This window comes from Halomonas beimenensis (genome assembly GCF_002549795.1).
In the GTDB taxonomy this organism is placed as follows: Bacteria; Pseudomonadota; Gammaproteobacteria; order Pseudomonadales; family Halomonadaceae; genus Halomonas; species Halomonas beimenensis.
The window spans coordinates 3814001-3837659 of the sequence record NZ_CP021435.1 but is presented as its reverse complement, the minus strand read 5'-3'; the positions used below and the strand labels follow the sequence as shown (position 1 = coordinate 3837659).

Annotated in this window: 26 protein-coding genes; 16 read left to right on the top strand and 10 right to left on the bottom strand. The window is 68.8% G+C overall.

Annotation, left to right across the window (positions count from 1 at the left end; genetic code table 11):
• Nucleotides 1-103: 103 nt before the first annotated feature.
• Nucleotides 104-1489 carry an oxygen-independent coproporphyrinogen III oxidase gene (gene hemN, locus BEI_RS17870; protein ID WP_097790769.1) on the top strand — a complete coding sequence of 462 codons (1386 nt, stop codon included), beginning with the start codon at nucleotides 104-106 and terminating at the stop codon, nucleotides 1487-1489.
• Here hemN and BEI_RS17865 read toward each other — a convergent pair.
• Nucleotides 1486-2436 (bottom strand): IS481 family transposase, encoded by a 951-nt coding sequence (locus BEI_RS17865; RefSeq protein ID WP_097789481.1) that lies wholly within the window; start codon nucleotides 2434-2436, stop codon nucleotides 1486-1488. The genes hemN and BEI_RS17865 overlap by 4 nt on opposite strands.
• A gap of 494 nt (nucleotides 2437-2930) precedes the next feature.
• Here BEI_RS17865 and BEI_RS19430 point away from each other — a divergent pair, with 494 nt between their 5' ends.
• The 4 genes from BEI_RS19430 (at nucleotide 2931) to BEI_RS17845 (ending at nucleotide 7515) form a co-directional block, all read left to right on the top strand.
• Nucleotides 2931-3851, top strand: coding sequence for a hypothetical protein (locus BEI_RS19430; RefSeq protein WP_193765131.1), 921 nt, complete (start codon nucleotides 2931-2933; stop codon nucleotides 3849-3851).
• Between the two features lie 237 nt (nucleotides 3852-4088).
• Entirely contained in the window at nucleotides 4089-4556 is a 468-nt protein-coding gene (gene ubiT, locus BEI_RS17855) for a ubiquinone anaerobic biosynthesis accessory factor UbiT (RefSeq protein ID WP_097790768.1), read from the top strand.
• A 28-nt stretch (nucleotides 4557-4584) separates the two neighbouring features.
• A complete protein-coding gene (locus BEI_RS17850) occupies nucleotides 4585-6696 on the top strand; it encodes an adenosylcobalamin-dependent ribonucleoside-diphosphate reductase (protein WP_097790767.1) in 2112 nt (703 codons plus the stop codon).
• 78 nt (nucleotides 6697-6774) lie between these two features.
• Nucleotides 6775-7515, top strand: a complete 741-nt coding sequence (locus tag BEI_RS17845; protein ID WP_097790766.1) for a ribonucleoside-diphosphate reductase — start codon at nucleotides 6775-6777, stop codon at nucleotides 7513-7515.
• 42 nt (nucleotides 7516-7557) lie between these two features.
• Here the strand turns inward: BEI_RS17845 and BEI_RS17840 are convergent, their stop codons facing one another.
• The 3 genes from BEI_RS17840 to ubiU are packed head-to-tail and all read right to left on the bottom strand — an operon-like array spanning nucleotide 7558 to nucleotide 10223.
• The gene (locus tag BEI_RS17840) at nucleotides 7558-8304 is read right to left on the bottom strand and encodes an anaerobic ribonucleoside-triphosphate reductase activating protein (RefSeq protein WP_097790765.1); all 747 of its coding nucleotides are present in this window, start codon (nucleotides 8302-8304) and stop codon (nucleotides 7558-7560) included.
• Nucleotides 8298-9218, bottom strand: coding sequence for a U32 family peptidase (locus BEI_RS17835; RefSeq protein ID WP_097790764.1), 921 nt, complete (start codon nucleotides 9216-9218; stop codon nucleotides 8298-8300). Before BEI_RS17835 ends, BEI_RS17840 begins: the two co-directional genes overlap by 7 nt.
• A 9-nt stretch (nucleotides 9219-9227) precedes the next feature.
• Complete coding sequence (gene ubiU / locus BEI_RS17830) at nucleotides 9228-10223, bottom strand: ubiquinone anaerobic biosynthesis protein UbiU (RefSeq protein ID WP_097790763.1); 996 nt, start codon at nucleotides 10221-10223, stop codon at nucleotides 9228-9230.
• A gap of 186 nt (nucleotides 10224-10409) precedes the next feature.
• Between ubiU and BEI_RS17825 the strand changes: the two genes are divergently transcribed.
• Entirely contained in the window at nucleotides 10410-10802 is a 393-nt protein-coding gene (locus tag BEI_RS17825) for a ribonucleotide reductase subunit alpha (protein WP_097790762.1), read from the top strand.
• 140 nt (nucleotides 10803-10942) lie between these two features.
• On the opposite strand, the gene BEI_RS17820 is transcribed toward BEI_RS17825, so the two are convergent.
• Nucleotides 10943-11296 (bottom strand): DUF488 domain-containing protein, encoded by a 354-nt coding sequence (locus tag BEI_RS17820; RefSeq protein WP_097790761.1) that lies wholly within the window; start codon nucleotides 11294-11296, stop codon nucleotides 10943-10945.
• Between the two features lie 40 nt (nucleotides 11297-11336).
• The gene (locus BEI_RS17815) at nucleotides 11337-11903 is read right to left on the bottom strand and encodes a YIP1 family protein (protein ID WP_097790760.1); all 567 of its coding nucleotides are present in this window, start codon (nucleotides 11901-11903) and stop codon (nucleotides 11337-11339) included.
• Between the two features lie 129 nt (nucleotides 11904-12032).
• Between BEI_RS17815 and BEI_RS17810 the strand changes: the two genes are divergently transcribed.
• A complete protein-coding gene (locus BEI_RS17810) occupies nucleotides 12033-12455 on the top strand; it encodes a MarR family transcriptional regulator (RefSeq protein ID WP_097790759.1) in 423 nt (140 codons plus the stop codon).
• A 191-nt stretch (nucleotides 12456-12646) separates the two neighbouring features.
• On the opposite strand, the gene BEI_RS17805 is transcribed toward BEI_RS17810, so the two are convergent.
• Nucleotides 12647-13816: a globin domain-containing protein gene (locus BEI_RS17805; RefSeq protein WP_097790758.1), complete on the bottom strand. Its 1170-nt coding sequence runs from the start codon at nucleotides 13814-13816 to the stop codon at nucleotides 12647-12649.
• Nucleotides 13817-14030: 214 nt separating this feature from the next.
• Here BEI_RS17805 and BEI_RS17800 point away from each other — a divergent pair, with 214 nt between their 5' ends.
• From BEI_RS17800 to BEI_RS17760, 9 genes are all read left to right on the top strand, one after another.
• Nucleotides 14031-14483 (top strand): globin, encoded by a 453-nt coding sequence (locus BEI_RS17800; RefSeq protein ID WP_097790757.1) that lies wholly within the window; start codon nucleotides 14031-14033, stop codon nucleotides 14481-14483.
• Nucleotides 14484-14570: 87 nt separating this feature from the next.
• Complete coding sequence (locus BEI_RS17795; protein ID WP_097791144.1) at nucleotides 14571-15767, top strand: NnrS family protein; 1197 nt, start codon at nucleotides 14571-14573, stop codon at nucleotides 15765-15767.
• 4 nt (nucleotides 15768-15771) lie between these two features.
• Nucleotides 15772-16158, top strand: coding sequence for a SirB2 family protein (locus BEI_RS17790; RefSeq protein WP_097790756.1), 387 nt, complete (start codon nucleotides 15772-15774; stop codon nucleotides 16156-16158).
• A gap of 51 nt (nucleotides 16159-16209) precedes the next feature.
• Complete coding sequence (locus BEI_RS17785) at nucleotides 16210-16530, top strand: carboxymuconolactone decarboxylase family protein (protein WP_097790755.1); 321 nt, start codon at nucleotides 16210-16212, stop codon at nucleotides 16528-16530.
• Nucleotides 16531-16705: 175 nt separating this feature from the next.
• Entirely contained in the window at nucleotides 16706-17158 is a 453-nt protein-coding gene (locus tag BEI_RS17780) for a c-type cytochrome (protein ID WP_097790754.1), read from the top strand.
• A gap of 320 nt (nucleotides 17159-17478) precedes the next feature.
• Nucleotides 17479-18834, top strand: a complete 1356-nt coding sequence (locus tag BEI_RS17775; RefSeq protein ID WP_097790753.1) for a cbb3-type cytochrome c oxidase subunit I — start codon at nucleotides 17479-17481, stop codon at nucleotides 18832-18834.
• 53 nt (nucleotides 18835-18887) lie between these two features.
• Nucleotides 18888-19700 (top strand): CbbQ/NirQ/NorQ/GpvN family protein, encoded by an 813-nt coding sequence (locus BEI_RS17770; RefSeq protein WP_097790752.1) that lies wholly within the window; start codon nucleotides 18888-18890, stop codon nucleotides 19698-19700.
• 284 nt (nucleotides 19701-19984) lie between these two features.
• Nucleotides 19985-21928, top strand: a complete 1944-nt coding sequence (locus tag BEI_RS17765; protein ID WP_097790751.1) for a nitric oxide reductase activation protein NorD — start codon at nucleotides 19985-19987, stop codon at nucleotides 21926-21928.
• A 22-nt stretch (nucleotides 21929-21950) separates the two neighbouring features.
• Nucleotides 21951-22160, top strand: coding sequence for a hypothetical protein (locus BEI_RS17760; RefSeq protein ID WP_097790750.1), 210 nt, complete (start codon nucleotides 21951-21953; stop codon nucleotides 22158-22160).
• On the opposite strand, the gene BEI_RS17755 is transcribed toward BEI_RS17760, so the two are convergent.
• Genes BEI_RS17755 through BEI_RS17745 form a run of 3 tightly spaced genes read right to left on the bottom strand, consistent with a single transcriptional unit; the run spans nucleotide 22157 to nucleotide 23540 of the window.
• Nucleotides 22157-22462, bottom strand: coding sequence for a hypothetical protein (locus BEI_RS17755; RefSeq protein WP_097790749.1), 306 nt, complete (start codon nucleotides 22460-22462; stop codon nucleotides 22157-22159). The genes BEI_RS17760 and BEI_RS17755 overlap by 4 nt on opposite strands.
• Before the next feature lie 59 nt (nucleotides 22463-22521).
• A complete protein-coding gene (locus tag BEI_RS17750; RefSeq protein WP_227644512.1) occupies nucleotides 22522-23106 on the bottom strand; it encodes a cytochrome c oxidase subunit 3 in 585 nt (194 codons plus the stop codon).
• A 2-nt stretch (nucleotides 23107-23108) separates the two neighbouring features.
• A complete protein-coding gene (locus BEI_RS17745; protein ID WP_097790748.1) occupies nucleotides 23109-23540 on the bottom strand; it encodes a DUF4870 family protein in 432 nt (143 codons plus the stop codon).
• Nucleotides 23541-23659 lie beyond the last annotated feature (119 nt).

Below are 23659 nucleotides of genomic sequence, written 5' to 3'. Positions count from 1 at the left end.
CAGCTACCTCGAGAAGGGTACCGACGCCCGCCGGTGCCGGTGGCATACTGCCCCGAACAGGGCGGGGGACCCCGCCCACGGCTTCCAGAGGCAACGACCGATCATGCAAGATTCCCTGACCTTCGACCGTCCCCTGGTGGAGAAGTACGACCGGCCCGGTCCCCGCTATACGTCCTACCCCACGGCGCCGCAGTTCCACGCCGCCTTCGCCGAGGACGAGTACCGCGCGGCGGCCGAACGCAGCCATCGCCAGGAAACGCCCAAGCCCCTGTCGGTGTATGTGCACATCCCCTTCTGTCACAGCCTCTGCTACTACTGCGCCTGCAACAAGATCATCACTCACAACACCGAGCGGGCCGCCGCCTATCTCGACTGGCTCAAGCGCGAGATCGAGCTGCAGGCCGCCCTGTTCGACGACGATCGTCGCCTGACCCAGCTGCACCTGGGGGGCGGCACTCCCACCTACCTGAGCAACGCCCAGCTCGGGGAGCTGATGGCGGCCCTGGAGGATGCCTTCCATTTCGCCCCGCTCGAGGCGCGCGAGTTCTCCCTGGAAGTCGATCCCCGCACCGTGACGCCGGCTCAGATCCATGAGCTGCGCGCTCTCGGCTTCAATCGCCTGAGCTTCGGCGTGCAGGACTTCGATCCCGATGTCCAGCAGGCGGTCAACCGGGTACAGAGCGAGGCCCAGGTGGTCGAGCTGGTGGCCGCCGCCCGTGAGGCCGGCTTCCGGTCGGTAAGCGTCGACCTGATCTACGGCCTGCCCCTGCAGACGGTGGCCAGCTTCGATGCCACCCTCGACAAGATCATCGCCCTGAGGCCGGATCGGATCGCCGCCTACAGTTATGCTCACCTGCCCGAGCTGTTCAAGGCTCAGCGGCTGATCCGCCCCGAGGACATGCCGCCCCCCGAGCGCAAGCTGGAACTGCTGGAGCTGACCATTCGCCGGCTCACCGAGGCCGGCTACGTCTACATCGGCATGGATCACTTCGCCCTGCCGGAGGACGAGCTCAGCCGGGCCCGGGAGGACGGCACCCTGCAGCGCAATTTCCAGGGCTATTCCACCCAGGCCGACTGCGACATGATCGGGCTCGGCATCACCGCCATCGGCAAGGTCGGCGACAGCTACAGCCAGAACGTCAAGGACACCGCCCAGTACCAGGCACGCCTTGAGGCGGGGCGGTTGCCGGTGATGCGAGGCTACCGGCTCAGCGACGATGACCGGCTGCGGCGCGACGTGATCCATGCCCTGATGTGCCACGGCGCCGTCGACTTCGCCGAGATCGGGGCTCGCTACGGCATCGACTTCCGGACCTACTTCGCCGAGCCCCTCGAGACGCTGACGGAGATGCAGGAGGACGGCCTGATCGCCCTCACGAGCGATCGTCTCGAGGTGCTGCCGGCCGGGCGTCTGATGATGCGCAATGTCGCCATGGCCTTCGATGCCTACCTGGCCGCCGGCCAGGGCCGCTACTCGCGCACCGTCTAGGTGTGTAAACCCACCAGGTTGTTCACGGAAAGTCCCAGCCGACTAATCGGAGGCTGATAATTCAGACTGGCATGTGGCCGATGCCAGTTGTACTGGTGGAGCCAGGCGGGCAGATGCTCGCCTCGTTGCTCTGAGCTCTGATAAGACCAGGCATAGGCCCATTCGCGCAGGGCGGTTTGAATGAACCGCTCTGCCTTGCCATTGGTACGGGGCGTAAAGGGGCGAGTGCGCTTGCGTTTCAGCCCTAATCGGCGGCACAGGCGGCGGAATGGCTTGGACTTGTAGCATCCGCCATTGTCGGTCAGTACCCGGCTAAAGTGGACCCCCAGACGCCTGTAGTACCGCACGGCCTGCAGCAGCGCACGGCAAGCGCTCCACTTGGTCTCATCCGGCAGGATGGTGCTGAAGGCCACTCGCGAGTGGTCGTCGATGGCCACATGGACGTACTCCCAGCCAGCGCCTCGTGTGTTCTGCTGGCGATTGCCGGTGACACGATGCCCTGGGCGCTCGAAGCGGCCGAGCTTCTTGATGTCCAGGTGCAGGAGCTCTCCCGGGGCGTCATGCTCGTAGCGGTTCTCGAGAGGAGCGGGCGCCAAGACCGAGAGACGATTCAGCCCCTCGCGCTCAAGGAGTCGCGCGACCGTACTGTGTCCGATGCCCACCTGTTCGGCAATCTGGCGGTAGGTCTGGCGCTGCCGGCGGCGTGCGATGACCTGCGCGCGGATCGCGTCTGGGGTCTCATGAGGACAACGGCATGGGCGAGAAGAACGGTCCAGGAGACCGGCCTCGCCCTCGTCCCTGTAACGGCGTACCCACTTGTAGACCGTCCGCACACTGACGCCTTGCGCCTGGGCCACCTCCGCTGGCCGAAGCCCTTCCCTGATGACTCGGCGGACCAGCAGGGCTCGACCATGCACTGTGAGACGGGCATTCTTATGGGTGTTCATCCGGGCCTCCTGGAGGTTGGTTTGGGTCGCACCTCCAATTGTCCGGGTAGGTTCCGGATGAACAACCTACCGAGAGATCACATCTAGGCGCCTGTCGGGCTTAACGCTGATCTACTGCGAATCCCGGGTTGTTGGCCAACTTCATCGATCCATTTCGTTATATAGCGCGCTATTCGTCTCAATCGATCGATGAATTTGACTCTAAGTCCGTGATTCTCGTGACGATCGGTCAAACCCGACAGACTCCTGGCAGCCTGCCCCATTCGTCGGCCTCGGTCTCCCTGGACCGAGGCTGAATCCTCTCAGGGCGCCTATATCAGGTTTCTCCCTCTTCCTCTCCATCCTTTCCTGCTGTTTTTCGATCGAATATTCAGCCGAGTTTCCGATGGAGAACTTTTCATTGGATAACGATGCTATGAAGGCATGTAACAAAATGTGTCTTTGTGCATTCTGCCGCGGGAGCAGGCCTCCTGGCGGCGAGGGAGGGGGTGGCTATGCAAGGGTTCAAGTTGGCTGCCTTGGTGATGGCGATAGGCTGTGCGTCAGTCTCGGGGGCGATGGCGCAATCGGTCACGGACAGTAGTACCGGCACCGTGCTGTCGGACGAGGAGCTGTCCAGAATCGCCAACGACAGGCTGACGGAAACGACGCGATCAGGGGAAGGGGCCGATCGGACCCTGAGCGACGAGGAGATCACTCAGCTGCTCAGGACCGGTCCTGAAGGCGAGGCGCTGACCGACGAGCAGATTGCCAGGTTGCTGGAAAACCTGCCGCCGCCTGCCGCCGGCGGTGGCGGCGGCGGAGGCTGCGGCGGAGGAGGCGGTTCCCTGGAGGGTTGTGACAGTGCGCCCTTCCTCAGTGCCGTGGCCGTGGCGCCGCCCGTCGATGAGCCGCCCGATGACGGCGACGACGACGACGGCGGTGATGACGACGGCGGTGATGACGGTGACGGAGGTGACGACGGAGGGGATGACGGCGGCAACGGCGACGACGGCGGCAACGGAGGCGGCGACGGCGGTAACGGCGGCGACGGAGGTTCCGGTGGCGGCGGCGGTGGTACCGGTGGCGGTGACGGCGGCGATGCCGGCTCCGGTGGTGCCGGTGGTGGTACTGGCGGCGGCGACGGCGGCGATGCCGGTTCCGGTGGTGCCGGTGGTGGCAGCGACGGCGGCGATGCCGGCGCCGGTGGTGACGGTGGCGGCAGCGGCGGCGGTGACGGAGGCGATGCCGGGTCCGGTGGTGCCGGTGGTGGTACCGGCGGTAGTGGTTCCGGTGGTACCGGCGGCGGTGCCGGCGGTGGCGGCGATCGTGATGGAGCCGGAGGCGATGGCGGCAGCCCGGGAGCGGGAGGGGGCGCCGGTGGCACCGGTTCCGGAGCGGGCGGCGGCATCGGTGGCGGAAGCGCCGGAGGCTGACCGATCCCCGTTCCTGCGACGGCTCGCAATCTCAGAGGCGCCCGGCCAGCCAGCCGGGCGCCTTTTTCGTTAGAGCTCCGCTCGGCGACCAGGCCCAAGATAAGGTGTGTCGATCGTGATGATGAACTATATATGGTAGTCGAGAGCCGCGATACGGGGATGAGTTGACGCGTGTCAGTGCCGCTCCCGATGCGGCGTCCTAGCATGGGGGTCTTCGTCCCCAAAGGAGCCCATGCCATGCCCTTGCCCGCCTTGCCCCTGCCCACCGCGACCGCACCGGCGCGCTTGCTGGGCACGCTTCCCCTGGCCGTCAGGCGCCCGTTGGTCGAGCCCTGGCTCAATCGCAGCTTCGCCGTTCCCCTGGCGGAGGGGGAATTCGACGCGCTCGAGGGTCGGCGCGTCCGGCTGCAGGTGACCGACCTGGGGCTCTCCCTGACCCTGACCCTGGCCCGGGGGCGCCTGTCGCTGACCGATGCCCCCGGCGAGGCGGCCATCCGGGGGGGCTGGCGGGAGTTCCTGTGCCTGGCGACCCGGGGAGAAGACCCCGATTCCCTCTTCTTCCAGCGTCGCCTGTCCCTGGAGGGGGATACCGAGCTGGGACTGACGGTCAAGAATCTGCTCGACGGGCTGGAGGAGGGGCTGGCCCAGGGGCGGCTGGGAGAATGGCTGGTGCGCCTGGAGCGCCTGGCCCGCCGAGATCGTTGACGCCCATACCGCGAACGGGAGAGACCGAATGTCTACATCCGCCAAGGATGCCCCTGCCGTCGAGGAGGTGCCCATCCAGGCGCCCTCGCTCGACATCTGGGATACCAAGTATCGTCTCAAGGACCGCCACGGCCGTCCGGTGGACGCGGACCTCGCCGCCACCCGCGAGCGGGTGGCCCGGGCGCTGGCCGCGGTGGAAGGCGAGGCGGCCGACGCCTGGCTACCGAAGTTCCGCTGGGCGCTGGACAACGGCGCCATTCCCGCCGGCCGTATCGTCGCCAACGCCGGCGCCGAGCACGTCAAGCCCGAGGTCAGCCTGATCAATTGCACGGTGTCGCGGACCATCCGCGACTCCATGCGCGACATCCTGGAAGCCGTGGTGGATGCCGGCATGACGCTCAAGGCGGGCTGCGGCATCGGTTACGAGTTTTCCACCCTGCGCCACAAGGGCGCCTTCGTGTTCGGCGCCGGTGCCGGCACCAACGGCCCCCTGGCGTTCATGGATATCTACGACAAGATGTGCTTCACGGTGGCCTCGGCGGGCGGGCGTCGCGGGGCGCAGATGGCGACCTTCGACGTCGGGCATCCGGACGTGCGGGCCTTCATCGAGGCCAAGCGTGAGGCGGGTCGCCTTCGCCAGTTCAACCTCAGCCTGCTGATCACCGACGAGTTCATGGAGGCGGTGCGCGGCGACGCCGACTGGCCCCTGGCCTTCCCCCTGCACCCGAAGGAGAAGGACGACGTCGAGGAAGACGAGCTGGTCTATCGGGACTGGCCGGTGATCGAGGAGGGCTACACCCTGGACGACCAGGGACGGGTCGCCTGCCGCATCGTCGAGGTGGTCCGGGCCCGCGAGCTCTGGGACACCATCATGCGCTCCACCTACGACTTCGCCGAGCCGGGCTTCATCCTGATCGACCAGGTCAACCGGATGAACAACAACTGGTTCTGCGAGGAGATCCGCGCGACCAATCCGTGCGGGGAACAGCCGCTTCCGCCGGAAGGCGCCTGCCTGCTGGGCTCGATCAACCTGACGCGCTTCGTCCTCGACCCCTTCGGCGACACGCCGCGCTTCGACTGGGCGCGCTACCGGCAGGTGGTGGCCATCTTCACCCGCATGCTCGACAACGTGGTGGAGATCAGCGGCCTGCCGCTGGAGGGCCAGCGCCGCGAGATCGAGGCCAAGCGACGCCACGGCATGGGCTTCCTGGGGCTGGGCTCGGCGCTGACCATGCTCAAGATGCCCTATGGCTCGCCGGAGTCGCTGGCCTTTACCGAGGAGGTCAGCCGGGTGATGGCCGTCGAGGGCTGGAAGCAGGCCCTCGAACTCTCCCGGGAGAAGGGCATGGCACCGATCCTCGCCGAGGACTTCGCCATCACCCCGAAGATGCTGCGCGAGCGGCCGGAGCTGGCGAACGACGGCTACGAGGTGGGCGATCGGCTCCCCGGGCGCATCCTGCACGCCCGCTACAGTCGCTACATGCAGAAGGTCGCCGAGGTCGAGCCCGAGCTGGTGGCCGAGCTCGCCGAGCATGGCGCCCGTTTCACCCATCACAGCTCCATCGCGCCCACCGGCACCATCTCGCTGTCGCTGGGCAACAACGCCTCCAACGGCATCGAACCGTCCTTCTCCCACCGCTACTACCGCAACGTCATCCGCGCCGGGCGCAAGACCAAGGACCAGGTCGAGGTGGTGTCCTTCGAGCTCGCCGCCTATCGGCACGTCGTCGCGCCGGAGGCGGTGGAGAGCGAGCTGCCGGACTACTTCGTCACCGCCGATGCCGTCTCGCCCGCCCAGCACGTGGCGGTGCAGGCCGCCGCCCAGGCCTGGGTGGACTCGGCAATCTCCAAGACGGTCAACGTGCCCACCGACTTCGCCTTCGCGGACTTCAAGGACCTCTACCTGGACGCCTACGACAGCCAGCTCAAGGGCTGTACCACCTTCCGCTTCAACCCCGAGGCCTTCCAGGGGGTGCTGGTACGCGAGGACGATCTCAAGAACACCACCTATGTCTTCGAGCTGGAGAACGGCGAGACCGTCGAGCTGGCCGGGGACGAGAAGGTCCTCTACGAGGGCGAGGAGCACACCGCGGCGAACCTCTACGAAGGACTCAAGGAGGGGACCTATGGCAAGTGGTAAGCCACGCCCCTCGGGGCGCGTCACGACTGTGAGCCGGCCTCGCGCGATCCCTGATTCCCTATTTCAAGGAGCCCGTCGATGACCGTCGAGATCACCTCGAAGATCGTGTCCTACAGCGTCAAGAAGGCGGTGGAGGAGCCGCCGCTGGCCGACGAGAACCCCTTGACGGTCCGCATCCCCTCGCGCCCCGAGGGCACCCTGGAGGCCGTCTCGGAGAAGATCTCCTACGTCGGCGCCGAGGGCCGCAAGAAGGTCTACCTGCTGGTGTCCTTCATGCCGGTGGAGGGCGTGCTGGGCGGCAAGCGGGTGGTCATCGAGCGCCCGGTGGAGTTCTTCTTTCCCTCCGGGCAGCTGTCCAGCGAGCACCAGTGGATCACCGCCACCATGCGCAGCCTGTCGTTGGCCGCGCGGGGCGGCTATGTCACCCAGGCGGTGGCCGACCTGCGCAAGGTGGCCTGGGACAAGGGGCTGGTGCGCTGCGGCATGAACCGCTGGGGCAAGCCGATGTTCCACGACTCCGAGGTCGCCGCCATCGCCTGGTCGATCCAGCAGATCCTCTATCGTCGCGGTTTCCTGGATCAGGACGGCCATCAGGTGCCGGTGGAGGAACTGGTGCACCGCCATGCCCAGCGACTGGCCAGCGGCCACCCCTGGCAGCCGCCGAGCCCGGAGGAGCAGGCCCAGGCCGAGCGCGATGCCGAGGCGAAGCAGGGCAAGCCGACGGTGGTGGGGCAGTGTCCCGAGTGCCGGGGGGACCTGATCATGATGGACGGCTGCCCCACCTGCTACGCGGGTTGCGGCTGGTCCAAGTGCGGCTGAGTGCAGCGGCGCCCGCCTCCGGCGGGCGTCATGGCCGGGAGCTCAGTGGCGCAGGGCCAGATGGTCGAAATGCGGGCACAGCCGCCGCGCCAGGGCCTCCAGGGTTTCCCGGGAGGGGGCCCCTGGAACCGGCCGGCAGTAGTCGGGATCCTGGCAGCGTTCGGTGCGGGCCACCTGCAGCGCATAGCGGCGCACGCCGCAGTCGGCCAGGGTCATCGCCAGGCGTTCGACGTCGGCCAGCTCGAAGTCCCGCCAGTGCACCGTGGTGCGGCACTCGAAGGCGACGTCGCCGGCCAGCAGGGCCTCCAGGCTGCGGGCATGGCGTCGCCAGACCCCCGGCCGGCCGCCGATGCGGTCGAAGTCATGTCCCCTTCCCTTGACGTCCAGCGCCACCCAGTCCAGCCAGGGCAGCAGTCGCGCCAGACGCTCGGGATAGGGGCCCGCCGTGTGCAGGCCCACCGACAGTCCCAGGCCGCGTACCCGGGCCACGGCCTCGGGGAGATCGGCGTGCAGGGTCGGCTCGCCGCCGCTGAAGACCACCGCCTCCAGGCGATCCAGGCGGCTGGCCAGGTACGTTTCCACGGCCTCCCACTCGCCGCTTTCCCCTCGGCGCGGGGCCATCATGGTGCCGTTCTCGCAGTAGCCGCATTGCAGCGGGCAGCCCTGCAGGTAGATCACCGCCGCGCGGCGGCCCGGGAAGGCCTCGGCGTCCAGGGTGGTGAACCCGGCCAGGGGCAGGCGCAGGGCCCGGGCGGGCTCGGTGTCCAGGGACAGGGCGGGGATCAGCATGACGATGCCTCCTCGGTGCGGCGGGCCATGCCCGCCCCGCCGTGCCAGTAGCCGTCGCAGAGGCTGGCATCGACCAGGCGCAACGGGTCGGGGGCCGGCGGCTCGCCACGGCGAGCCGCATCATAGGCCGCCACGATCTCCGCCATGCCTGCCGCCCGGGGGCTCAGGCGGGCGGCGGCCACGCCCATGGCCTGCATGGCCGGCAGCTCGTGGCGCAGGTCCTGGCAGGCGCCGGACAGGGTCTGGATGCCGTTCAAGGTGAACACTTCCTGGCCTTCCTGGGAACGCAGCGCCAGGCCCTCGGGATAGTCCTGACAGACGAAGCCGCAGCGATCCTTGGGACGCCGGTGGCGCCGGGCGGTGAAGCAGCGTGAGGACCAGGCCAGCGGTAGGTGCCCATGGGCGAACACCTCGCAGGGCGACTCGACGCCCTGGGCGCGACAGTCCTCGAGCAGTGTCGACAGGGCCTCCCGGGACATCTCCACCGGGGCCTGCCAGGCCTGCATGCCGGCGCGTTCGAGCACCGCGATGGCCTGGCGGTTGTAGAGGTTGAGGGCGGCGCCACCGACGAAGGGCAGCCCGCGCTCGATCAGTCCCTGGAGGGCGCTCTGGTCGTTGGCCTCCACCAGGAAGTCGCCGTTGTCGCATAGCTTGCGCAGGTCGCGAAGGTCGGCCTCGGACTCGATCAGCGTCTGGGAGGCCAGCACCACCCGCTTGCCGGCCTGGGCCAGTTCGCGGCCGAGGCCGAGCCAGTCGTCGAGCTTCATGTCGCGACGCCGCGAGCAGACGCTTTCCCCCAGGGTGACGGTGTCGACCGGCCAGTCGGCGGCCTCCCGATAGAAGGCCTCGTAGCGCTCCCGGGACCAGTAGAAGAGCACCGGCCCCAGGGTCAGTTCCAGTGGCGTGTCACGCATGGCGGACTCCTATTTCCAGCGACGCTCGTAGGCGCCCAGGGTGGTGGTGGTGCCCTCGGCGACGCCGCCGAGGCCGGCGAGCCAGGCGGGGTCGGGATGGAAACGCGCCGGCTCCCGCGCGAGGCGGTCCAGGGCCTGGCGCCAGATGCCGGCCACCTTCGACACATAGGCCGGGCTGCGCTGGCGCCCCTCGATCTTTACCGCGCTGATGCCGAGCTCGGCGAGCTCCGGCAGCAGCTCCAGGGTATTGAGGCTGGTGGGTTCCTCGATGGCGTGGTACGTCTCGCCGTCCACCGCGAAGCGCCCCTTGCACAGGGTCGGGTAGCCGGCCCGTTCGTCGTCCGCATAGCGGTCGATGAGCACGCCACCGAGCCGCGACTCGAGCCCGTCGGGCGTCTCCTCCCAGCGGACGTGTCCGGCCGGCGAGCAGACGCCGCGGGTGTTGGGCGACTCGCCGGTGAGGTAGGAGGACAGGTAGCAGCGTCCCTCGGCCATGATGCACAGGCTGCCGAAGGCGAAGACCTCCAGCTCCACCGGGCTCTGCTTCGCCAGGTCGCGGACCTGGGTGATCGACAGCACCCGCGGCAGCACGGCACGCTTGATGCCGAAGTGATCGTGGTAGAAGCGTAGCGCCGCGTGGCTGGTGGCCGAGCCCTGCACCGAGAGGTGACGCGGGAGATCCGGGTGGCGGGTCGCGGCATACTCCAGCAGTCCCATGTCGGCCAGGATCAGGGCGTCGACGCCGAGATCGGCGGCCTGGTCGACGGCGCGGGCCCACTGGCCCCAGCCGTCGGGCTGGGGATAGGTGTTGATCGCGCAGAACACCCGCCTGCCCCGGGCCTGGGCGTAGGCGATGCCGTCCCGGGCGCGCTGGTCGGTGAAGTTGAGGCCGGCGAACTGGCGGGCGTTGGTGGCGTTTCGGAAGCCGAAGTAGACGGCGTCGGCCCCCTCATCCACGGCGCGCTTGAGGGCGGGCAGGTTGCCGGCGGGGCAGACGAGCTCCATGGCGGTCTCCTGGCGATGAATACCCGACCATGCTAGTCGCCCATACCTTCATCGCCATTGACCCGGGTCATGGCGGTCCCTTGTTGAGGGCGCGGATCGGCATGACGCCATGTCGCCGGGCTTTCCCGGGGGAGGCAACGGAGACTACCCTGCCGTCAACGGTCCCCAAGTCTTCCGAGGAGTCCCATGGCCATCCAGAATTTCGTCGACCTGCTCGAGGAGGCGCGTCGCCAGGCCGAGCCGCAGCGCCTGCTGTTCGTGATGGTGCGCGCCGAGCTGCCCGATCACCCCAGCGAGGCGCAGCGAGCGCGCTTCGAGGCGGGAGAGGGGGGCGTGCTGACACCGGTGCTGTGCGTCGACAAGACGCCCGACGAACTCACCGGCATGGCCCCCCTCGTCGAGGAGGCCTGCGCGACGGGGGTCGACTGGGATATCGCCTTCGTCGGAGCCCTGGATGACCCCGGGAGGGAGGCCGACGTGGAGCCACAGCTGCAGCGGATGGTGGAGTCGCTGAAGATGGGCAACATCGACCGCTTCCTGGCCTTCGATCGTCAGGGCGAGGTGGTCAGCTTCCAGTAGGCCGCGATCGGGGCTCGCTGACGGGGCGCCTCGGCGCCGCCGTCCGGCGGAAGCGCCCGACAGCCGGCTCCGCCGACCCGACGGCGGGAAGCGGATCGTCGGCCCGCCGGTCGAGCACGCCGTATCCCCGGCAGGCGGGGTCAGCGGTTCAGCATCCGGAGATACTGCTTCAGCACCATGGCATTGTTGTGCCGCTCGTCGCGGGAGGCGTACACCAGCGTCACCCGCTGCTTTCGCGCGCGCTCCGCCAGGCCGCGCAGGCGCCCGCGGCAGGCGCGCAGTTCGGACAGATAGCGGCGCCGAAACTCCCCCCAGGACAGCTCGCCGCCATGAAAGGCCCGGCGCAGTTCAGCGCTCGGGGCCGCCTCCTTGGGCCATTCGTCGATGCGCGCCTGAGCCTTGGGGACCCCCCTCGGCCAGATCCGGTCGACCAGCACGCGGTAGCCATCCGCCGGCTCGGGCGGGTCGAAGGCCCGCTTGAGGACGATACCCATGGTTCGGCTCGCCTCGATCGTGTGATGCGGGGCCGGGCCCTCAGAAGACCCAGACGATGGCCATCAGCAGCCCCCAGGCCAGCACGCCGGAGGCCATCACCGTGTAGGTCACGGACTGGGTGACCACGTCATTTTCCTCGCGTTCGCAGAGGGCCTGGAGGCCGTGGTAGACCAGGCTGCAGGAGATGCCCAGCGCCACCAGCACCGCCAGCACATTGAGCAGGAGGCTGGGGATCAGCAGCACGATCGCCGAGGACCACAGCGGCAGCGGGGCCAGGGCCGCCAGCAGATAGGCATCGTGATAGTCGATGGACAGCTCCCGGGTCGCGTTGACCACGGCATGGATCAGCCAGCCCATGACGAAGAAGGTCAACAGTTCGGCCAGGAAGAGGATGGTGGTGATGAAGCGCCACTGGCGCTCGGCGAAGCCGGCCACGAAGGCGTCGCCGTAATGAGTGCCGGCATAGTAGAGCAGCAGCGGCGGCAGCAGCGACATGGGCAGCACCACGCCCCAGGCCAGGGTCGCGATCGAGGGCTTGCGTTTCTGCAGCTCCTTCCAACCCGCCAGACGGGTGAAGGGCAATCGGATGACGGTGATGGGGTTCATGGTCCGGCCTCGCGTCTGTTCGTTTCCGGGTTGGCAAAAAAATATCATCTCATGATACTTTATGATCAGGTTTATGCCCCGTCAGGCCTTCTGTCAAGGCGGGAAGCGCCGCCATCACTGGAGCATGCCATGCCGGATGCGTCTCCCCTGACCAAGCAGGATTTCCAGCGCCTGTCGCACTTTCGCTATCAGCTGCGCTGCTTTCTCAGGCAGAGCGAGGACATCTGCCGGGAGCATGGGCTGACACCCCTCCAGTACCAGCTGCTGCTGCACCTGATGGGATTCGAGGGCCGTGAATGGGCCACGGTGGGGGAGCTGGCGGAGCGCCTCCAGGCCAAGCACCACGGCACCGTCATGCTGGTGGATCGCTGTGAGGAGCTGTCGCTGGTCGAGCGCCGGCCTGGACGGGCGGATCGTCGCCGGATGGAGGTGCACCTGCTGTCCCGGGGCGCCGAGCTGGCACGGTGCATCGCCGAGCGGCACCAGCCGGAGCTGCATCATCTCCAGGAGGAGTTTCACCTGCCCGGCTGGCCCGAACTCTCTGCCGAATGACGAGGGTTGGGGCGAAGCGCACGGTCGAGACGGCCGTTCGGCGCCCCGTTCCCGACGGAGAAGGCCGCGGATGGGCGATATCACGACGGGCTGCCGATCGCCCGTTTCCGGCCAGGGATCGGTGGGCCGAGGCGATCGGGGGCCGCTGAATCGAAGCGGCCCGGGCGCCGGGCGCCCGGGCCGGGGAGCGATCAGGCCGCGTCGAGGGGCCGGGACGGGCCGAAGTGCTCGAAGTGACGGCGCTCGGCCGGAACGCCAAGAGTCTCCAGGGACTGGTCGATGGCGGTCATGAAGCCCTGGGGGCCGACGAAGTAGCAGCGGGCGTCCGCGGGCAGGTAGCGGGCCAGCAGTTCGCGATCGATGCGGCCGGCGTGGTCGGCACCGTCGCCGCGCTCGTGAACGGTCACGGCGGTCAGCCGCTCGGGATGCTCGGCGGCCAGGGTGGCCACCTCCTCGGCGAAAGCCTGGTGCTCGGCATCCAGGGCGGCGTGGAGGTAGACCACCTCGCGCCCCTGGCTGAGGGCCTGCCGAGCGATCGGCAGCAGCGGCGTCTGGCCCACGCCGCCGCTGGCCAGCAGCAAGGGATCGTCGCCGTCCACCAGGGTCAGGTCGCCGGCGGGGGGCAGCAGCTCCAGGGTGTCGCCCACGCCCAGCACGTCATGCAGGTGACGACTGGCGTGGCCTTCCGGCTCGCGCTTGACCGAGATGCGGTACGTCTCGCCGTTGGGCGTCGCCGACAAGCTGTAGTGGCGATAGACCGGCTCGCCGTCGATGACCAGTCGTACGCCGATGTACTGGCCGGGCTGGTGGTCGGCCACCGGGGCGCCGTCGGTCGGGGCGAGCACGAAGGAACGGATCACCGCGCTCTCCTGACGGATCGCGGCGATGCGGAACTCCCGCGGGCCGCGCCAGCCGCCCGCCTGCTGCTCGAAGTCGCGATAGCGATGCTCCTCCAGCTCGATCAGCAGTCCGGCCAGCTCCTCGTAGAGCGCGCCCCAGGCGTCGGCGATCTCCGGCGTCACGGCATCCCCCAGGACCTCGCCGATGGCGGCCATCAGGCATTCGCCGACGATGGGATACTGCTCGGGACGGATGTCCAGGGAGACATGCTTGCTGACCGCGGTGGCCAGGGCCTCCCGGGCGCCGGCGGGATTCCCGCGCAGCCCGACGTAGGCCAGCACCGCCCCGGCGAGCGCCCTGGGCTCGCCGGCGCCGGCCTGGTGGGCCTGGTTGAACAGCGACTTGACCTCGGGGTAGCGCGAGAACATCAGCGGGTAGAACCGCTGGGTGATGGCATCGAGGTGTTCGGCGACCACCGGGGCGGTGGTCTCGATCAGGCGTTCCTGGTCCGGTGTCAGCATGGGGGCTCCATTGTGTTGCGTTATTAAAGAGGCATAAAAAATACATCTATTGGGGCGCGACCGCGACCCCGCACCCGGGGCAGATTGTCGCAGGCGGCGATTGCCTTGATGTCGGTCAAGGTTGGCGGGCTCAATCTCCCTGCCGCTCCCGGAGCGGTACGGGCCGGGCTAGGCTGAAGACAGGGCCGGCCGGTGCAAGGCCCGAGGAGGGAGCGTGGACATCATCAAGATCTTCGATGCGAGCTTTGCCCGCGCCCTGGCACGGGAGATCCAGGGGCACGGCTTCTTCGATGCCTTCTATGCGCGCTTCCTGGCCGCCTCCCCGGAAGTCGCGGAGAAGTTTCGCCACACCGACATGCACCGCCAGCAGGCCATGCTCAAGAAGGCCTTCTATCATCTGGTGTCCCTCTATGCCTCGAGCCACGCCGACCACTACCTGGATCAGGTCGCCATCCGGCATGGTCGCCATCACCTCGATATCCGCCCGGGCCTCTACGACCTGTGGCTGGAGACCCTGTTGGCGACGCTCCGGGACTATGATCCGGAATGCTCGGACGAGGTGGAGCTGGCCTGGCGGCTGGTGATGGCCCCGGGCATCGTCTACATGAAGTTCCACTACGACCGCGACGACGTGGTGGACCATGGCGAGGCCCCGCCTGCGACATAAAGATGCATATTTGATGCATGTCATAGTGCCGGCCTCTCGGCCTGACGCACAATGGCCTTGTCCAAGCGTTTCCGTCGGGTACCCGTCATGACCGCCATCCCCTTTTCCGTCTCGCGCCTGGCCCTGGCCCGCCTGGCCTTCCGTCCCTTCTTCCTGCTGGCCGCCCTGTTCGGCATCGCCGCGCTGATGGTGTGGCTGGCCTTCTGGCACGGGGATGTCCTGCTGCGTCCCCACGGCGGCATGCTCTGGTGGCACCAGCACGAGATGCTGTTCGGCTTCGGGGCCGCCGTGGTGGCGGGCTTCCTGCTCACCGCGGTGCAGAACTGGACCGGACGCCCGAGCCTGCGCGGGGGGCCCCTGCTGGCGCTGGTGATGCTCTGGTTGGCCGCGCGCTGGGTGCTGGCCTTCCCCATGGGACTGCCGGCCTGGGGGCCGATGCTGATCGACGCGAGCTTCCTGGCGGTGGTGGCCGGGGTGGTGGCTCGCCTGGTGATCGTCGCTCGGCGCTGGCGCAACCTGATCCTGCTGCCGGTGGTGGCCTTGCTGATCCTGGCCAACCTGGCCATGCACCTGGGGATCCTCCAGGGCGATGGCCTGCTGGTGCGTCAGGGAGCCCACCTGGCGGTGCTGCTGATCACCGCCCTGATGGTCGTCCTCGGCGGCCGGGTGATCCCGATGTTCACCGCCAACCGGCTGGGGCGCGCCAAGCCTAGGCCGCTTCCCTGGCTGGAAGGCCTGGCGCTCGTCGGCATGGCCGCGGTGCTGGTCGCCCAGCTCGCCGTCCTGCTGGGGGCCGCGCTGCCCGGCGAAGCGATCGCCGGCCTGATGGGGGTGGCGGCGCTGGCCAACACCCTTCGCCTGGCGCGCTGGGGCGGGATTCATACCCTGGGCGAGCCGCTGCTCTGGGGGCTGCATGCCAGCTATGCCGCCATCCCGGTCGGGTTGGGCATGTGGGCCCTGGCGGCCCTCGGCCTCTTGCGGGTAGAGCTCGCCGTGCATGCCCTGACCATCGGCGGCATGGGCACCATGATGCTGGCCATGATGTCCCGAGTCTCGCTCGGGCATACGGGACGTGCCATCGAGACCCTGCCGGGCATCGGCGTGGCCCTGGGGCTGCTGGTCGCCGCCGCACTGCTGCGTTCGCCGGTGCTGGCGCTCTTCCCCGGCCTCACTCACCTGACCTACAGCGTGACCATCATCCTGTGGTGTCTGGCCTATGCCATCTTCCTGCTGCACTATGGGGTGCCCCTCGCGACCCCGAGGGTCGACGGCAAGGACGGCTGACCGCATGGAGCACTATTTCCTGATCAAGCACCTCCACATGACCCTGGCCGGGCTGAGCATCACCTTCTTCCTGGTGCGGGCCTGGTGGGCGGTACGTGGCTCGCCCCGGCTCGGCCGGCGCTGGGTCCGGGTGCTCCCTCACCTGATCGACACCGCCCTGCTGGGGCTCGGCGTCTGGCTGATGGCGAGCCTCGCACTCTGGCCCCACCAGCAGCCCTGGCTGGCTGCCAAGCTGCTCGCCCTGGTCGCCTACATCGGCCTGGGGACCCTGGCCATCAAGCGCGGGCGAACGCCCGTGGGGCGCGGGGTGGCGGCGCTGGCCGCCCTGGCCACCTTCGCCTACATGGCGGGGGCGGCCATCCAGCATAGCCCCTGGTCCTGGCTGGCCTGAGCGGGCGCTTCCTATACTGGGTGGCACATTCCCCCTCAGAAGGATGTCCGAATGGCCAAACAGGAGCTTCCCGCCGGCGCCGGCCAGGTCGCCGAGCAGTATCCCGAGGTCTGGGAGGCCTTCACGGCTCTCGGCAAGGCCTGCGCCGAGACCGGCCCCCTGGACGAGCGCACCCGTCGCCTGGTCAAGCTCGCCCTGGCGGTAGGCAAGGGATCCGAAGGGGCGGTGCATTCCCACGTCCGTCGGGCCCTGGCGGAGGGCGAGTCCCCCGAGGCCCTCAAGCAGGTGGCCCTGCTGGGCATTCCCACCCTGGGACTGCCCGCGGGCGTGGCGGCGCTGACCTGGATCGGCGACATCACCGACGACGCCTGATTCCCCCCGATTCCGGCCGGGCGACATCACCGCCCGGCGGTTCGCCCCCAATCCCCACTTCTTGATCGATGTCATGGTGTTCCAGGGCCCCGGGGCGCTACCATTAACATGCATTTCCAATACATGTTAATGGCGCGGCCCGACGGCGGCGCCCAGCGAGCGAGGGGGAAGGTCCATGGCCGAAGGTCTCACCAAGTCGGCGGCCCGCAACATCTTCTATGGCGGGTCGCTGTTCTTCTTCCTGCTGTTCGCCGCCCTGACGGCGCACAGCCACTGGTACATGGTCTCCGAGTCCACCGACCAGGCCGGGCTCAGCGAGTCCGTGAAGCACGGCAAGGAGGTCTGGGAGGAGAACATGTGCATCAACTGCCACAGCATCATGGGCGAGGGCGCCTACTTCGCGCCGGAGCTCGCCAACGTCTGGACGCGCTACGGCGGACGCGAGAACCCCGAGGCGGCCCGCGCCGGCCTGGCCGCCTGGATGCGCGCCCAGCCCCTGGGGGCGCCGGGACGGCGCCAGATGCCACAGTTCGACCTCGATGACGAGGAGATGGATGCCCTGATCGACTTCCTGCAATGGACCGACGGCATCGACGACCAGGACTGGCCACCGCACCCCGCCGGCTGAGCGCTTCGTTCCGGATTCGACCGTTGGAGTCGGGCTTTTCCGGCGACAAGTCCCGGTGTGCCGGACCATCGCGAGGGCGCTGTGAACCCTTCCATGGGCGCTACCTTTGCCCTGCATCGCTAACGCATCCTGCGTCGCTTGCAGGGCCTGGGCTGACCATCCGTGGCCAGCCCGCTCGGCGGGAAGAACATTCGCTGGACGTTCTTCACTTTCCGCCTCGCCCATGGGTAAAGGACCCTCGCTTCGCCTTGTCCCCGGCGCCCATTACCCCAGGGAGTCCGGCAATGCGAGCTTCGGATGACGCAAGGAGAATCACCGCGATGAGATACGAAACCCAGAGGGTGGCCCTGCCCTTCTTCATGGTGGCGATGGCGCTGTTCGCGCTGCAGATCGTCTTCGGGCTGCTGGCCGCCACCGTCTATGCCTGGCCGGAGTTCATGGCCCAGCTGATGCCCTTCAACATCATGCGCGTCAGCCACACCAACCTGCTGATCGTCTGGCTGCTGATCGGCTTCATGGGCTGCACCTACTACCTGATGCCCGAGGAGGCCGAGCAGGAGATCCACAGCCCCGGACTGGCCTACCTGCAGCTGGCGATCTTCGCCTTCGCCGGGGCCGCCGCCCTGGTCGGCTACCAGTTCGGGATCCACGAGGGCCGCGAGTTCCTCGAGCAGCCCTTCTGGGTCAAGGTGCTGATCACGATTTCCTTCCTGATGTTCCTCTTCAACACCAGCATGACCCTCGCCAAGGGGCGCAGGACCGCCATCAACCGGGTGCTGATGCTGGGCCTGTGGCTGGCCGCGGTGTTCTGGCTGTTCGCCTTCTACAACCCGTCCAACCTGGCCGTGGACAAGCTCTACTGGTGGTGGGTCGTGCACCTCTGGGTGGAGGGCGTCTGGGAGCTGATCATGGCCTCGCTGCTGGGCTACCTGCTGATCAAGATGACCGGGGTCGATCGTGAGGTGATCGAGAAATGGCTGTACGTCATCGTCGGCCTGTCGCTGTTCTCCGGCCTGCTGGGCACCGGCCACCATTACTACTGGATCGGCGCGCCGAGCTACTGGCAACCCATCGGCAGCATCTTCTCCACCCTGGAGGTGATCCCCTTCTTCGCCATGGTGGTCTTCGCCTTCGTGATGTTCTGGAAGGGCAGCCGCAACCATCCCAACAAGGCCGCCATGCTCTGGACGCTGGGCTGCCCGACCATCGCCTTCTTCGGCGCCGGGGTCTGGGGGTTCATGCACACCCTGTCGTTCATCAACTACTACAGCCACGGCACCCAGGTCACCGCGGCCCACGGCCACCTGGCCTTCTACGGCGCCTACGTGATGCTGATCCTCGGCGTGATCACCTTCGCCATGCCGTCGCTGCGGCGCACCCAGCCCTACAACCAGGTGATGAACATGTGGGGCTTCTGGATCATGACCTCGGCCATGTGCTTCATGACCTTCACCCTGACCTTCGCCGGGGTGGTGCAGACCCATCTGCAGCGGGTGCTGGGCATGAACTACATGGAGGTGCAGGGCCAGCTCGAGCTCTTCTACCTCATGCGCCTGGGGGCCGCCCGGGCGGTGGCCGTCGGGGCGGTGCTGCTGATCGTCGCCTTCTTCGGCCGGGCGCGCGAGCAGGTGCCGGCCGGCGGCACCCAGTTGACCGCCGGGACCGGCCCGCTCTGACTCGGGATGGCCCCCGGGGGCCATCCGCGCTTCACCGACTCGGGAGAGATCTCATGTCCGTTTCCTCACTGGCCGCCGCCTCCGGCGAGCGCGAGGCCCCCTTCTACCGGAGCGTCGGCAACGAATGCGGCCTGTTCGAGCAGGCCTTTCGCCAGCGCCTGCCGCTGCTGCTCAAGGGCCCGACCGGCTGCGGCAAGACCCGCTTCGTCCACCACATGGCCGCCAGGCTCGGCAAGCCGCTCTACACGGTCGCCTGCCACGACGACCTGACCGCCGCCGACCTCACCGGCCGCTACCTGCTGCAGGGCGGCGAGACCCGCTGGGTCGACGGGCCCCTGACCCGGGCGGTGCGCGAGGGGGGGATCTGCTACCTCGACGAGGTGGTGGAGGCCCGCAAGGACGTCAGCGTGGTGCTGCACCCGCTCACCGACGACCGTCGCCTGCTGCCCCTGGAGCGTACCGGCGAGCTGCTCGAGGCGCCGGACGACTTCATGCTGGTGGTGTCCTACAACCCCGGCTACCAGCACATCCTCAAGTCGCTCAAGCCCAGCACCCGCCAGCGCTTCGTGGCGATGGCCTTCGACTTCCCGCCCCCCGGCGTGGAGCGCGACATCATCGCCCGGGAGAGCGGCCTGGCCGCCGAGCGCTGTGCGGCCCTGGTCAACCTGGCCGCCAGCCTGCGCGCCATGAAGGGCCAGGACCTGGAGGAAGGCGTCTCCACCCGGCTGCTGGTCTATTGCGCCACCCTGATCCAGGGCGGCATGCCGATCCTGGAGGCGGCCCGGGCCACCCTGGTGGAGCCGCTCTCCGACGACGTCGACGTGCAGGACGGGCTGCTGGAAGCCATTCGCGCCACCTTCGGCTAAAGGGTGGAATTAGAACTGGCTGCCAAGCGCGTTGAGATGAGCGCCGGGGGCAAGGCGGAGCGAGGGTCTTTTGACCAGGGGTGAGGCGGGTTCCGCCGAACGGGTTGGCCATGGATGGCCAACACCGGCCCTGCAAGCGGCGCAGGATGCGAGAGCGCCGCAGGGCAAAAGTAGCGCCCAGGGAGGGTTCACAGCGCCCTCGCGATGGTCCGGCACACCGGGGCTTGGCGCCGGAAAAGCTCATCTCTTGTCTCTTGCGTCCGGTGGTGAAGAGGAGCGTTTAGATGCTCGATTTTCTGGAGGTCGAGGAGTTCGTCGGCCGGCACTGGCACCGCTGGGCCTCAGGCGCGGCGAGCTACCCCGACCACCCCGAGGCGGCGGTGCGGCTGGAGACGCTGCGCCCCGTGCTCGGGGTCTTCTTCCGCGCCGGCGGCGGCGAGGCCGGCATCGAGGTGGGGGCCATCGCCGCCCGGGCCTCCGCCCATCGGCTGAGCCTGCGCCAGCGCCTCGGCCTCGACGAGGAGGTGCTCGACCAGGCGCGCCGCGACGAGGAGCACCTGCTGCTCCCGCCCCGCATCGCCCTGTTCGACCAGGCGGCCCTGAACCGGGACCTTTATCTCTGGCTCACCGCCTACCTGGCCGAGGCGCGGCCGATCGAGCCGCCGGACGATCCGCTGCAGGCCGACCTGCTGAGGCTGCGCGAGGCTCGCCGCACCACCGGGAAGGCCCTGGCCCGCTTCCCCGGCCTCGCCGCGCGCCATGCCCGGCTGTGCCGGGCCCTGCTGGGAATCCGCCCTTGGCGCCGGCGGCTGCCTCCCCTGGAGGCGGCGCTGGAGGCGGCGCTGCGGGCCGAACTCGGCGAGGCGCCGCCGACGGACGGCTGGGCCGGGGCCATGCACCGCGTCGTCGTCGACGAGACGCTGGACCTGGCGGGCTTCCAGGCGCCGCGGGGCTATCGGCCGCCACTGCCGGTGCCGCTGTGGGGCCGGGCCGAGCGTTTGGGCACCCGGGAGGCGAGTCGCCCCGAAGCGGGGGAGGACGAGGTTCCGGGACTGTCGCCGGATGCCCGGGAGGACGATCATGGCAAGCGCCGGGCCGACCGTCGCGAACAGGATCAGGCCGACCGGGACGATCCGCTGATCCTCAACGCCTCGGAGAAGATGCTTTCCTGGGCCGAGATGGTGAACCTCAATCGGCACGTGGAGGACGAGGAGGAGGAAGAGGCGCGCCAGGCCGCCGACCAGATCGACGAGATCGTGCTCAGCCCGCATCGCAAGCGGGCCGGCTCGCGGCTCAAGCTCGACCTCGACCTGGCGCCGGGCGAGGCCGTCGGCGATCGGCTTCGCGGGCGACACACCTATCCGGAGTGGAACCATCGTCGGCAGGCCTACCTGCCCGACCATTGCGTGGTGATCAGCGGTCTCCAGGACGAAGAGGGAGAGGCCTGGTCGCTCGACGAGACCAGCCGGCGCCGCATCCGCCGGGTGCGGCGCGAGTTCGAGGCGCTGCGGCCCAGGCGCGAGACCCTGCGCGGCCAGCTCGACGGTCATGAGCTGGACACGGACGCGCTGATCCGCTCGCGCTGCGACCTGGCCGCCACCGGCGAGGCCAGCGACCGCTGCTACCTGGACAGCCGCGCCCAGGCCCGGGATCTGGCGGTGTCGATCCTGGTGGATGTCTCGCTGTCCACCGAGGCCTGGCTGGAGGACCGCCGGGTGCTGGACGTGGCCAAGGAGGCGCTGCTGGCGCTCGGCCACGGCCTGGCCGGCTGCGGCGACGACTACGCCATCCACACCTTCACCTCCCAGCGACGCCACAGGGTCTGGGTGAACACCCTCAAGGGCTTCGACGAGCCCATGGGCGAGCGGGTGGAGCGGCGCGTCGCGGCCCTGCGGCCCGGCCACTACACCCGCATGGGCCCGGCCATCCGTCACCTCACCCGCGAACTGGCCGAGCGGCCCAACCGGCACCGCCTGCTGCTGCTGCTCACCGACGGCAAGCCCAACGACACCGACTACTACGAGGGGCGCTACGGCATCGAGGACACCCGCAAGTCGGTGCTCGAGGCCCGGCGCCAGGAGGTGCGGGTGTTCGGCGTGACCATCGACCGGGAGGCGGGGCGCTACCTGCCGCACCTGTTCGGCCGCGGGGGCTACGCCATCGTGCAGCGTCCCGAGCACCTGTCGCTGGCGTTGCCGGGCATCTACCGCCAGATCATCGCCACCTGAGGCATCCCCGAGGAGGTTCGCCATGCCATCCCATGTCCGACTCGCCCTGGCCGTGGTGGCCTGGCTGCTCGCCGCCACCGCGGTGACGCTGCCGCTGGCCTGGGGGATCCATACCCGGGACTGGGGCGTGGCGCTGATGCTGGCGGTGCCCGTGGCGGTCTACGGCCTGCTGTGGCTGGGCCGGGGCCTGGAGGCCTGGGCTCGCACACCGCCGCCACCGGACGGCCCTTAGCCGGGCGAGATCCCCCAGCGCGCGGCCAGGTAACCGCCGGCGATCAGCGCCAGGGTCAGGGCCAGCAGCCCGACGAAGGCACCCCGCCAGGCGGAGCCGGCGGCGCGCAGGTTCAGGTAGACCATCAGCAGCCGGTGCGCCTTGAAGGCGGTGGCCAGCAGCACCAGGCCCGCCGACCAGAGCGGCAGGGCCTGCCACTGGGCCGCTTCCTCCAGGCGTGCCGAGAGCATGGAGACCAGCGTCAGGACCATCAGCGTGGCCCAGGCGATGAGCAGGCGGCGGGCGCCGGGCAGTGTCGTCATGGTTACCTCATCGGAGCGACGTCGGCGACGCAGGGCGCCTTCAGCAAAGGAGAGCGCCCTTAGCGCAAGAGATAGAGCAGCGGGTAGAGCAGGATCCAGATCAGGTCCACCAGGTGCCAGAAGGCGGCGGCGGTCTCGACGTTGTCCGTCGACAGGCGCCAGGTCACCAGTGCCAGCAGCGCCATCCCGAACAGCACGTGGGCGAAGTGGAAGGCGGTCAGGCCATAGTAGAAGCCGAAGAAGAGGTTGGTCTCCGGGGTGAGGCCGGCGGCCAGCTTGTCGGCGTACTCCAGCCCCTTGATCGTGCAGAAGACCGCGCCGAGCCCCAGGGCGGCGCCCAGCCAGCGGCGGGCGTGGCGTCGCCGGCCGGCGGCGATGGCCTCCACGGCCAGGGCGGCGGCGAGCCCGCTGGTGAGCAGCACCAGGGTATTGAGCCCGCCCATCAGCGGGTCGAGGTGGCGCTGGGCGGCGTCGACCCGGGCCGGGGCGGCGGCGCGCTGCCAGGCGTACAGGGCGAAGAAGGCGGCGAAGACCAGCAGTTCGCTGAGGATCAGCACCCACATCAAGGGATTGCCGGGCAGGGCGGCGAACGGTCCCCAGCCGGGATTCGGCAGCCCATCGCCGTGGGGGCGGGCCTCCGACACCGTCAGCCCTCCAGGGTGACGGCGGCACCGCCGAAGGCGAGACTCTCCGGGTGGGCGATGGGCCGGTTCGCCAGCAGGCGGTGGAGGCCGACGCCGCAGCGGCCCACCATCCAGGCCAGGCAGGCGGTGAAGAACAGATAGCCGTAGCTCCAGGACACGGCGGCGGGCAGGCCGAGCCATCCCAGCAGCTGCCAGGCGCCCAGGCCCAGGGCGCCGCCCGCGGCGCCGAGCCAGAAGGTGCGGATCTGGAAGCGCAGGTGGCTGTCGATCCAGCCGGCCACCCGGCCCCGACGCCGGTGCGCGATGACCGCGCCGAGCGGGGCGGTGATCACCGCCATGACGCTGCCCAGGAAGAGCCCATAGACGATCAGTGCGGTGCCGCGTCCGGGAGACTTCTGCAGGGTGGCCGGGGCGTCGGCGAGATGAGCGGGCATGGCGCACCTCCTTGAAGAAGTGTTTGAAATGGCACTTTATGCGATCGGAGCCAGGATCGTCCCTGTCCTGGATCAAGTCGGCAGGCGGAAACAAGAATGCCGCCCGCAGGCGGCATTCA